At 46.2% G+C, this 10,137-nt stretch carries 12 protein-coding genes and 1 rRNA gene; 9 read left to right on the top strand and 4 right to left on the bottom strand.

The features are described 5' to 3' along the window. The 3 genes from rrf to DEU29_RS12290 all read left to right on the top strand — a co-directional run. Positions 1 to 88 (top strand): 5S ribosomal RNA (rrf, locus tag DEU29_RS14290); the annotation flags it as partial. 265 nt (positions 89 to 353) lie between these two features. Beyond that, positions 354 to 893 (top strand): cytochrome b, encoded by a 540-nt coding sequence (locus DEU29_RS12295; protein WP_133540646.1) that lies wholly within the window; start codon positions 354 to 356, stop codon positions 891 to 893. 11 nt (positions 894 to 904) lie between these two features. Continuing rightward, positions 905 to 1,486, top strand: coding sequence for a YceI family protein (locus DEU29_RS12290; protein WP_133540645.1), 582 nt, complete (start codon positions 905 to 907; stop codon positions 1,484 to 1,486). A 9-nt stretch (positions 1,487 to 1,495) separates the two neighbouring features. Here the strand turns inward: DEU29_RS12290 and DEU29_RS12285 are convergent, their stop codons facing one another. From DEU29_RS12285 to hemC, 4 genes are read right to left on the bottom strand one after another with little or no spacing between them, the layout of a single operon-like run. After that, positions 1,496 to 2,662: a heme biosynthesis HemY N-terminal domain-containing protein gene (locus DEU29_RS12285; RefSeq protein ID WP_133540644.1), complete on the bottom strand. Its 1,167-nt coding sequence runs from the start codon at positions 2,660 to 2,662 to the stop codon at positions 1,496 to 1,498. Then, entirely contained in the window at positions 2,659 to 3,840 is a 1,182-nt protein-coding gene (locus tag DEU29_RS12280; protein ID WP_166635921.1) for a uroporphyrinogen-III C-methyltransferase, read from the bottom strand. Before DEU29_RS12280 ends, DEU29_RS12285 begins: the two co-directional genes overlap by 4 nt. After that, a complete protein-coding gene (locus DEU29_RS12275; protein WP_133540642.1) occupies positions 3,833 to 4,561 on the bottom strand; it encodes a uroporphyrinogen-III synthase in 729 nt (242 codons plus the stop codon). Before DEU29_RS12275 ends, DEU29_RS12280 begins: the two co-directional genes overlap by 8 nt. Further along, positions 4,554 to 5,489, bottom strand: coding sequence for a hydroxymethylbilane synthase (hemC, locus tag DEU29_RS12270; protein WP_133540641.1), 936 nt, complete (start codon positions 5,487 to 5,489; stop codon positions 4,554 to 4,556). Before hemC ends, DEU29_RS12275 begins: the two co-directional genes overlap by 8 nt. Positions 5,490 to 5,576: 87 nt before the next feature. Here hemC and lptM point away from each other — a divergent pair, with 87 nt between their 5' ends. Genes lptM through DEU29_RS12245 form a run of 6 tightly spaced genes read left to right on the top strand, consistent with a single transcriptional unit; the run spans position 5,577 to position 10,132 of the window. Continuing rightward, positions 5,577 to 5,750, top strand: a complete 174-nt coding sequence (lptM, locus tag DEU29_RS14020; protein WP_166635920.1) for an LPS translocon maturation chaperone LptM — start codon at positions 5,577 to 5,579, stop codon at positions 5,748 to 5,750. Then, a complete protein-coding gene (lysA, locus tag DEU29_RS12265; RefSeq protein WP_133540640.1) occupies positions 5,747 to 7,000 on the top strand; it encodes a diaminopimelate decarboxylase in 1,254 nt (417 codons plus the stop codon). Before lptM ends, lysA begins: the two co-directional genes overlap by 4 nt. A 7-nt stretch (positions 7,001 to 7,007) precedes the next feature. Further along, on the top strand, positions 7,008 to 7,835 hold the full coding sequence (gene dapF, locus DEU29_RS12260; RefSeq protein ID WP_133540639.1) for a diaminopimelate epimerase: 828 nt from the start codon (positions 7,008 to 7,010) through the stop codon (positions 7,833 to 7,835). Beyond that, entirely contained in the window at positions 7,832 to 8,527 is a 696-nt protein-coding gene (locus DEU29_RS12255; protein ID WP_133540638.1) for a DUF484 family protein, read from the top strand. The genes dapF and DEU29_RS12255 overlap by 4 nt, the downstream gene beginning before the upstream one ends. Then, on the top strand, positions 8,514 to 9,419 hold the full coding sequence (locus DEU29_RS12250; RefSeq protein ID WP_133540650.1) for a tyrosine recombinase XerC: 906 nt from the start codon (positions 8,514 to 8,516) through the stop codon (positions 9,417 to 9,419). The genes DEU29_RS12255 and DEU29_RS12250 overlap by 14 nt, the downstream gene beginning before the upstream one ends. Then, positions 9,416 to 10,132, top strand: a complete 717-nt coding sequence (locus tag DEU29_RS12245) for an HAD family hydrolase (RefSeq protein ID WP_243734597.1) — start codon at positions 9,416 to 9,418, stop codon at positions 10,130 to 10,132. Before DEU29_RS12250 ends, DEU29_RS12245 begins: the two co-directional genes overlap by 4 nt. Positions 10,133 to 10,137 lie beyond the last annotated feature (5 nt).

The raw sequence follows: 10,137 nt of genomic DNA, 5'->3' as shown, positions 1-10,137 counted from the left end.
CTGGCTCCATTCCGAACCCAGCAGTGAAACATACCAGCGCCGATGGTAGTGTGGGGCTTCCCCATGTGAGAGTAGGACACCGCCAGACTTCAAATTAGAGAAGGCCCCAAGCTAACGCTTGGGGCTTTTTTTTTACCTCCACCGTCACGCGGCTGCGCCGCTAAGCCGGTGGTTATTTACGATATGAGTAAACTTCAAATACCTCCTATAATCCTTCCCTGACTTCAACTATCCTTAAAATTCTCGTAGCCTCACTCTTTACTTTTCTTATTAATCGAATGTTTAATCCAATTAATACCAATTTTATTTCTAAATAATAAGACTATAGTTACGTGTATTGATAAGGAGAAATCATGCTTAACAACACCAACAAACAGTACGGTAACGTAAGCGTCTCGTTTCACTGGCTGTCTGCGATTTTAGTGGTTGGTATGTTTATTCTGGGCTGGTGGATGTTAACACTAACTTATTATGACGAGTGGTATCGACTAGGCCCTTGGTGGCACAAATCAATTGGTATCGCACTTTTTGTGTTAACCGTGTTGCGGTTATTTTGGAAGCAAGTAAATCCGTCACCTGCCATCGAAGGAACGCCGCTTGAGCAAAAAGGCGCAAAGCTAGGGCATGGAGTGCTATACACCCTGCTATTTGTTGTCATGATTAGCGGTTATCTGATCTCAACAGCCGATGGAAGCAGTATTAGTGTATTTGATTGGTTTGATGTGCCTGGTTATCCATTAGGTATCGAGAATCAAGAAGATATAGCGGGCATTGTTCATTGGTACGCGGCACTAACACTCATGATCCTGGCGGCGGGACACGCGTTAATGGCGGTTAAGCCCCATGTCATTAACAAAGACAATACACTCAGGAAAATGTTTTACAAAACTTAGAGAGGTAAGTTATGAAAAAAACAATTATCGCTGCGGCAATTGCCAGCACCGCCTTATTTGCAGGAACCGCGCAGGCAGAAGAGTATAAAATTGACATCGAAGGTCAACACGCCTTTATTCAATTCAAGATTAATCACTTGGGTTATAGCTGGTTGCTGGGACGTTTTAACGAGTTCGATGGTTCGTTCAATTATGACGAAAACGCACCTGAGGACGCATCCATCAACGTGACGATTGAGACCGCAAGTATCGATACAAATCATGCCGAGCGAGATAAACACTTGCGCAGTGATGACTTTCTGAATGTATCGGAATTTCCTACAGCACGTTTTGAAAGTACGCGTTATGTACCCGATGAAGATGATGCTGAGGAAGGCACCATGTATGGTAACTTCACCTTAAATAGCGTGACTAAAGAGATTGCTATTGATGTAGAACATGTTGGCGCCGGTGAAGACCCATGGGGCGGTTTCCGTCGCGGCTTTGAAGGTGAAGTTGACCTGACCTTAGCTGATTACAATATTGACTACAACCTTGGTCCGGCCGCCAGAGAAGTAGAATTATACTTCTCTATTGAGGGCGTCCGTCAGTAGAAACTCGGTTTAAACTGCTGCCAAAGCCTTCTTATAGGCATTGGCAGCCAGTTGACTATCACCCAGAGATCGGTAAATGTCCCCCAGCAACTGATAGTCTGACGCGGTTGCATCTTTATCAACGAGCTTTTTAAGCGCACGTTGAGCCAGTGAATAGTCTTTACTATCATAGGCAAGCATTGCGAGCGCTCGGATATAGCCACTATGTTGCGCGTTACGCTTTAATGCTTCTTGCACAAACTCAACGAGTTTCGGGTAATTCGCACACAAAACATCAGAGTTAGTGGCTTCTTCAATGGATACATCTCCCCGTTTAAGTCCTTTATAAATTACTTTTGCACAAGCTTGCTTGTCTCCAACTTGTTTTAACGCAGCTGCATAAGCTAAACGTATCGTAGAATCTGCTCGACTCGATTTATCCAGAGCCCGCCAATAATTGTATAGCGCGTCAGCGCTGACTTTCCGTTCAACAAGGAACTGTCGCCGAAAAGCCTCAAATTTAATCTCATTGATTGCAGTTTCGGAAAGCTCAGTGTTGGACTTTAGTGCCGGTAATACATCAATCAGGCGTTGCCACAGCTCATTGGCTTTAAACAAATCAATAGCCAGCAACCACGGATACGCACTGCTCGGCTTCTGGTTTAATACAGCTTCCAATAAACTCAGCGCCTTAGTCGGGTGACTTGTTTTGATCGAGTCGATGTATTTTAATGTTAAGGCCTGATCGGCTTGTTCGAATTCTTTACCCGCTTGTGAGCGCCAAAACTCCGCTTTACCCAGTTCCCCCTGTTGTTGCGCTGAATAACTAGCCAGGGCAGCAAAGGCTGGTTCTTTGTTGCGTTTGTAGGCTTTCTCAAAACATTGCAAGGCAGTTAAGTAATTGAGATCCAGCAGTGCTAATTGACCTTCTTTAAACGCCCGGCTTGCTTTAGCATTTCGACGTTTGCCAAACCAGCGACCACCGCTTTTTCCACGTCTTAAAACAAAACGGATTAAACTAACAACTAAGCTGACGACAACAACCGTTGTTACCGTAATAATAAACAGTGCAATAACCGAGGTCTCTACCGACCAGCCCGCGAACTGGAGCAGCACATAGCCTGCATTACCTGACGAAACAGGCCCGAGAATTGCGCCTGCAACAAGTAGTATAAAGACAACAATTAGCCACTTCATTGCAGGCCCCCCTGGCTAACTGTTTGGCTCAGTGCATCTAGTGACTCAAGAGTTGTCACTTGCGCGGCGCCAACTTGACCATTACGTAAATCTCTTAACCGGGAAATTACGTCCTTGGTAGCCTCAGTTTCGCCTTTCAACTCTGATATTAGTGGAATAGCGTTATCAATGTATCTTCGCCATAACGTGCTATTGTTTTTGATGGCTGCGTTCTGGGCCATGGTTAATAATAAGTCCAAACGCATGGTCATGGCATCGCGCTGTGTAGCCGTTAACAACGGTTCTGCATCTGTTGTCGATGGCTGAATACGAATAAACGTATTAAGGAAGTCGTCCCAATTAGCGCGTAAATTATTACGCCAGTCACTGGCATCAGATGATACCTGCCCGGCTTGGTTTTGATTGGTTAGTTGACGATCTTCGACGCGGTTGGGTAAGTCAGCAATTCGTTGATGCAATCCGGATAGAGACAGGGCAAGCTGGTCACTTTGATTATTTACAACATTTTCGACACGTGCAATATCAGCTGCCAGTAAGCGACGAATCTGCATTGCACTACCCGTTTCAATACCGGCAAGTTGCGTATCAGCGATTTGCAGTAGCTTTAATGCCGCAGCATCATCTTCACTGCCCCATAGTAAACGTGCCGCAGAACTTACGGTTTGTTTGGCTTCAAACAAACGCCATTGAGTTATTTGCTGCGCTTGTTGTTGCGGCAACTGGCGCGTTAGCTGGTTCAGTTCTCTGCGCTGCTCGCTCAGTTCCGTTTCCAGCTGGTTTATTTTACGCTCAAACGTAGTAGCCAGTTGCGAGTCATCATTTGACTCCACATCGGTACTAAGTTGCTCAAGCTGCTGTCGTAACGCATTTACATTTTGCTCTAATGCATTAATCGTATTATCGGTTTCAGAGACTGTTTTGCTATCGACTTGAGGCTCTGTCTTGACCTGACTGGATTGAGATAAGTCCAGGTCGAGTTGTTGGTAAGGTTTTTCAACAATAATCCACGCGACTGTAGCAATAATTATGACCAGTACCAGATACCAAAAAATACGCTTTAATGAACTGCCTTTTTTAGGCTTTGGTTTCTTTTTCTGCCCGTCATCAACGTTTGACTCATTAACCGACTCTTCGGCTTCCGGGGTTTTCGTTTCCGGCGTTTTATTATCGTTAGTCATAATTACTTCCATTGTTAATCAATGCATTAATCATAGCGTTTTCAGATGCACTTTGCGTAATTGTTATGTTATCTGCTTTACAGAAGGGCAGTAGAGCCGCAAGCCGTTCACTGGGTACAATCCAGTGACATCGTTCGAGCCAAGACAACGCATCATGATCCAGTTCGGATATAAAAAATGCGAGTTGTTCAGCACTGCTTATCGCTATGGTATCAATGTGCTGTTTCCAATCTTGCACAATCGCCGTGTCTTTTAAAGGCTTTTTGGTGCGTTGGTAAACCATCACGTCGGTGATGTTAGCGCCTCTTGCCGTGAGGGTGTCCGCTAATAAAGTCCTGCCGCCAATCCCTTTGACGATAAACCATTGTTGATTAGTTAGCTGTTGTAATTCAGGCAGTTTAAGTAATGCTTCTGAGGAATGAACAAAGGTAGGGCATTCACAGGGTTTATTAAATTGTTCGGACGCTAGACAAGCAGTGGACGGCCCAACAGCATACATCGCAACCTTATCAGGCAATTGTAACCGCTGCGCTTTGGCAAACATGACGGCATTTTTGCTTACCCAAATTATTGCATCAGCCGTTGTCAGGTCAGTTATTGACGACGCCACCTCTGTTATCTGAATAAAGCTATGTTGCGTGTAAGATACCCCTGCTAATTCAAGCGCAGCAGTTAGTTTTTCACGGCTTCGTGGCGGCTGAAGTAGTAATAATTTATTCATCCGCTTGCCGATAGACTGCGTCTAGAATCTCGCCGGCACCTTGTGCGAGCAATTTTTCGGCAAGTTGTATGCCGAGCACCTCGGCATCATGCACAGACCCTCTTACCTCATCGCGGATAACGTTAACGCCTTCGGGATCACCGACGAGGCCGCGTAAAAACAAGGACTCTCCGTCTAACTCAGCGAAAGCACCAATAGGCACCTGACACCCACCCTGTAGGCGTCGATTCATCGCTCGCTCGGCAGTTACCCGGAACCGCGTTTGCTGACACTGTAACGGCTCAAGTAGCGCTTTGGTTTGCTCATCATCGCTTCTAACTTCGATACCAAGAGCGCCTTGCCCGTTGGCAGGTAATGACTGTTCTACCGGAATAAACGAGGTGATGCGCTCGCCTAGTTCTAAGCGGATTAATCCTGATGCCGCCAAAATAATTGCGTCGAATTGCCCCTCGTCGAGCTTTCTGAGGCGCGTTTGAACATTACCCCGTAAGTCGTGAATTTGTAGATGGGGAAACGCTTCTTTTACCTGACAACGACGGCGCAAGCTACAGGTTCCTACAACAGCGCCATGAGGCAGTTCGTTAAGGTTTTTGTAGTTGTTAGAAACAAATGCGTCGCGTGGATCCTCGCCCTCGCAGACGGTATGTAATTCGAGTCCTGGCGGGAACTCGACCGGTAAGTCTTTCATCGAGTGCACAGCCAAGTCGGCACGGCCGTCTAGCATTGCTGCTTCAAGTTCTTTTACAAAAAGACCTTTGCCACCAATTTTTGCAAGTGGGGTGTCCAGAATAACGTCGCCGCGAGTCGACATCGGTACAAGCTCTATCGTTAACTCCGGATAGAGCTGCTGTAGGCGAGCTTGTATATGTTCAGCCTGCCACATGGCTAACTTACTTTTCCGTGTCGCAATTCTGACAGTTTTACTCATATCCTTCCCCTACAGCATAATGACTTTTGTTACGTGCAGTGCGATGATACGCACTACTTGTATTTAAACATGATTAGTAGTTTAGCGATGATTAAACAAATTGTAATCAATTCAATGCGCGCCATTTTAACATGTATGTTGCTATTTGTAGTTGCCGGATGCGGGCAAAAAGGTCCGTTACAGCCGCAACCTATGCCTGAACAGAATCAACCAACAGAGCAGCCACAGACTGAGCCGGTGGCAGGTGCAAGAAGCGAATGAACTATATTGACTTTAAACAGGGCCAGCTACACGTAGAGCAAGTGCCTGCGAGTCAGTTGGCAGAGCAGTACGGAACTCCGTTATACGTTTACTCAAAAAGCCAGATAATTAAAAACTGGCAATTATTTAAACAGCATTGGCCAAAACCACATAGGCTTTGCTACGCAGTAAAAGCTAATAGCAATTTAGCGATCCTGCAGTTACTAGCTGAACAGGGCGCGGGTTTTGATATTGTCTCGGCTGGTGAGTTAAAGCGTGTTTTAAAAGCGGGAGGTGATCCTGCGAGCGTTGTATTTTCGGGCGTAGCTAAATCAGAAGACGAACTAAGATTTGCTTTACAGCAGGGCATCGGCTGCATCAATGTGGAATCGGCGGCGGAATTGGAACGTATCCAGCAGGTTGCTGCAGAGCTGTCACAAAGCGCTCCTGTGTCATTGCGCGTTAACCCTGATGTTGACGCCAAAACACACCCCTACATTGCGACCGGAATGAAGGCGAATAAATTTGGTATTGCTATGGCTGATGCGATGCCGATATTTAAACGTGCGGCAGCGCTACCGAACATTAATCTGTTGGGCGCTGATTGCCATATTGGTTCTCAAATCATGAGCTCCGAGCCATTTCTTGATGCAGCGAAGAGAATGTTCAAGTTGGTGGAAGAACTTGCTTCTGAGGGGATTAAGCTGTCACACCTTGACCTTGGCGGTGGTTTTGGAATCAGTTACGAAGAAACAGATCGGCTTGATCTGGAAAATTATTTAAAGGGTGTACTCGAATTAGCAAACAACTACCCTGAACTGACACTAATGTTGGAGCCGGGGCGTGCAATTGTCGCTGACGCAGGTATTTTAATAACCCGGGTCGAGTACATAAAAGCAACGGATGACAAACGATTTGCCTTAATTGATGCGGGTATGAACGACTTATTGCGACCATCGTTATACCAAGCCTGGCATGATATCGTTGCAGTACAAGAAACCCAGAACGCACGCGGTCAACTAGTTGATGTGGTTGGTCCCGTATGTGAAACCGGTTGTTTTCTGGGGCATGCACGACATTTAACGGTTAAATCAGGAGATTTACTGGCTGTTAAACATGCCGGCGCTTATGGTTTTACCATGAGTTCTAACTACAATACACGCGCAAAACCAGCGGAAGTATTAATTGATCAGGGCTCGAGTTATATTATCAGAGAGCGCGAAACCTTCGATGACATGGTCCGCGGCGAAAGATTACTAAAAAGGACGTAGACGGCAGATGTTATTGCAGTTCTCTAAAATGCACGGCCTGGGTAACGACTTTGTCGTGGTCGATAACGTAACGCAGAATCTTTACGTTAACCCTGAACAAATCAGACAGTGGGCCAATCGGCACACGGGTATCGGCTTTGATCAATTGCTATTAGTCGAACCGCCTTACGACCCCGACCTGGACTTTCATTACCGAATTTTTAACGCTGATGGCAGCGAGGTTTCGCAGTGCGGTAATGGTGCCCGCTGCTTTGCTAAATTCGTTCGCTTAAAAGGTTTGACCAATAAAAATCACCTAAAAGTGAGCACTAAAGCGGGTAAACTTGTTCTTCACATGGAAAAAGACGGTCAAGTTACCGTCGAAATGGGCGCCCCTCAATTTGAGCCGGCCAGTGTGCCTTTTAAAGCACAAAAAGTTGAGCAAACCTATGTTTTGAGAGCTAACGAAGAAACTGTTTTGTGTGGCGTGCTCGGCCTGGGCAATCCCCATTGCGTTATCATTGTAGATGAAGTGGATAGCGCGCCTGTTGAACGATTGGGTTCTATTATAGGCCAACACGAACGCTTCCCAGAAGGCGTCAATGTGGGTTTTATGCAAGTGATTAACCGCGACCACGTAAAATTACGGGTGTTTGAGCGTGGTGTCGGCGAAACCCAGGCTTGCGGCAGCGGTGCCTGCGCTGCTGCTGTGATTGGAATGCAGCAAGAAAAACTCAATGGGCAGGTAAAAGTGGAGTTACCCGGCGGACCATTGACTATCCGATGGCAACAAGGGCAACCGGTGAAAATGACAGGCCCTGCAGAACTTATTTTTGATGGACAAATGGTGTTATGAGTACAGAATTGGATAACCTTGACGGGCAACGGATTGATGACACGTTAATTCGCGAATATTTAACCGAGAATCCGGATTTCTTTATCCGTAATGATGATTTGCTCGCTCAGCTGCAGTTTCGCCATGAGGAAAAAGGCGCAGTGTCGCTGGTAGAGAGACAGCAGCAGAAACTACGTGATCAGGTCAAAGCATTACAAGAAGAAATTACCGAGTTATTAGTTAACGCCAGGCGTAATGAGGAAATTTTTAACGCCTACAGCGAGCTCTACGTTAAGTTATTGCGCTGCAAGAGTGTTGAGCAAGTGCTTGACGAACTGCAGGTGACATTTGAACAACAATTAAAAATGCCGGCGTTGTCGTTAAAGTTCTTCAATAATACCAATGAGCTGACTGAGCAATACCGTTTTACATCAGAAACTCACAAGCAACTGTTAAGTAAACGCTTTAGCGAGGGGCCTATTTATTTAGGTCGACTGACTGAGCAAGAACATAATTTATTGTTTGAAGACGAAAGCGTCGCTTCTGTCGCGCTGTTACTGTTAGGTGATAGTGGAGAAATTGGGATGCTGGCCGTTGGAAGCTCGAAACCCGGTCACTTTGAACCAGCGATGGACAAGCTGCTGATAAATCAGTTGCAAGCACTATTAACCGCGTTGTTGCCTACGCTATTAGCTAATGATGACGCTGGTTGAATGGCAAAGTTGCTGGCTTGATCACTTGCGTGGTGAACGCGGTCTGGCTGAGCTTACCTTAAAGAGTTATCAGCGGCTCATTTTACTCGATATTACCTATCTTGCAGATCAGGGCGTTAGTAAGCCACAACAACTGACAACAGCGCTGTTAGAGCGCTGTTTGGTTAACTGGCGTCGTGAGGGTCTTGGAGAGAGAAGCATTGCTCTGAAATTATCTGCCTGGCGCACTTTCTGTGATTTTTTACTGCATTCCGGCGCCTTACAGGACAACCCGGCACTTAATGTAAAAGCGCCGAAAATACCTAAAAGACTGCCTAAAAACCTCGATGTTGACAGCATCTCTCACTTGCTTGATTTACCCAAATCAGATGAGCTGGCAATCCGAGATGCTGCGATTATGGAGCTACTCTATTCGAGTGGCTTACGCTTGGCTGAACTGGTGAGCTTGGATCGAGACTCAATTGATCTGCGCATTGGTCAATTACGCGTCGTCGGAAAAGGAAGTAAAACGCGAATTGTACCTGTCGGACGTCATGCTATTGGCGCGATAAAGGAATGGCTAAAAGTTCGTGCCAACTGGCTGGGAGCTAAACCCGAGCTGGCACTTTTTATTAGCAAACGATTATCGAGAATAAGCCCGCGTACCGTGCAGCAGCGACTAAATTTTTGGGGGCAGCAGCAAGGTATTATTGGCGATCTTCACCCGCATAAATTGCGCCACTCCTTTGCCTCTCATATGCTCGAGGCCAGCGGAGACTTGCGTGCTGTGCAGGAATTACTGGGCCATGCTAATCTGTCGACCACTCAAATATATACGCATCTTGATTTTAAACGCTTAGCTGAGGTGTACGACAGTGCACACCCAAGGGCAAATCGAACGGTAAAAAAATGACACTGAAGTTTCATCGCCGAATCGCAGGCGTTAAAGTTATTAGCTTCGATCTTGACGATACATTGTACGATAATGTTCCTATAATGCGTGAAGCTGAAACTAAAGTGCAAGATTATATAGCGCTGAACTATCCACAAACTCGTGACTGGGATCTCGAGCACTGGCGACAGCGACGGATTGAGCTGATGCAAGCTGATGCGCGCTTGTCCTCCGATATGACGGCGTTGCGTTTAGCAACGTTACAACAAGGCTTCTCAGAGGCCGGGGTCGAAGGTGCTTATAGGGCTGCCGAAAAAGTGATGGAGCAATTCCATCATCACCGTAGCAATTTCCGGGTGCCCGACGCGGCGCATTCAGTTCTGACTGAGCTAAAGCAACATTTTAAGCTTTGCGCGATTAGTAATGGCAACGTTAATTGCCAACGTATTGGTATTGCTAATTACTTTGATATTGTTATTCAGCCCGAAGCTGAACTAAAAGGTAAGCCCTATCCGGACATGTTTAGCAAGGCGTTAAATTACTACCAAATTTCACCCGCGCAAATGCTTCACATAGGTGATCATCCTATTTCTGATATTCTCGGGGCTCATCGAGCGGGCTGCCACAGTGGGTGGTTTACCGGCGGGCTTGGCGGGTCACATCAGCTCACTGTTGTACCGAGTTTCAGCTTTGATGATCTCAGCCAACTATGCAACCTCTGTGAGCTAGCTTAAACACT

This window comes from Idiomarina aquatica, assembly GCF_004362895.1.
In the GTDB taxonomy this organism is placed as follows: domain Bacteria; phylum Pseudomonadota; class Gammaproteobacteria; order Enterobacterales; family Alteromonadaceae; genus Idiomarina.
Note: the sequence above shows the minus strand (reverse complement) of the source record. Positions and strands in the feature narration are given on the sequence as shown.

Bases quoted from the DNA above. Each gene is read 5' to 3' on its own strand.
- DEU29_RS12295 (WP_133540646.1), top strand. From the start codon at position 354: ATGCTTAACAACACCAACAAACAGTACGGTAACGTAAGCGTCTCGTTT.
- DEU29_RS12290 (WP_133540645.1), top strand. From the start codon at position 905: ATGAAAAAAACAATTATCGCTGCGGCAATTGCCAGCACCGCCTTATTT.
- DEU29_RS12285 (WP_133540644.1), bottom strand. From the start codon at position 2,662: ATGAAGTGGCTAATTGTTGTCTTTATACTACTTGTTGCAGGCGCAATT.
- DEU29_RS12280 (WP_166635921.1), bottom strand. From the start codon at position 3,840: ATGACTAACGATAATAAAACGCCGGAAACGAAAACCCCGGAAGCCGAA.
- DEU29_RS12275 (WP_133540642.1), bottom strand. From the start codon at position 4,561: ATGAATAAATTATTACTACTTCAGCCGCCACGAAGCCGTGAAAAACTA.
- hemC (WP_133540641.1), bottom strand. From the start codon at position 5,489: ATGAGTAAAACTGTCAGAATTGCGACACGGAAAAGTAAGTTAGCCATG.
- lptM (WP_166635920.1), top strand. From the start codon at position 5,577: ATGATTAAACAAATTGTAATCAATTCAATGCGCGCCATTTTAACATGT.
- lysA (WP_133540640.1), top strand. From the start codon at position 5,747: ATGAACTATATTGACTTTAAACAGGGCCAGCTACACGTAGAGCAAGTG.
- dapF (WP_133540639.1), top strand. From the start codon at position 7,008: ATGTTATTGCAGTTCTCTAAAATGCACGGCCTGGGTAACGACTTTGTC.
- DEU29_RS12255 (WP_133540638.1), top strand. From the start codon at position 7,832: ATGAGTACAGAATTGGATAACCTTGACGGGCAACGGATTGATGACACG.
- DEU29_RS12250 (WP_133540650.1), top strand. From the start codon at position 8,514: ATGACGCTGGTTGAATGGCAAAGTTGCTGGCTTGATCACTTGCGTGGT.
- DEU29_RS12245 (WP_243734597.1), top strand. From the start codon at position 9,416: ATGACACTGAAGTTTCATCGCCGAATCGCAGGCGTTAAAGTTATTAGC.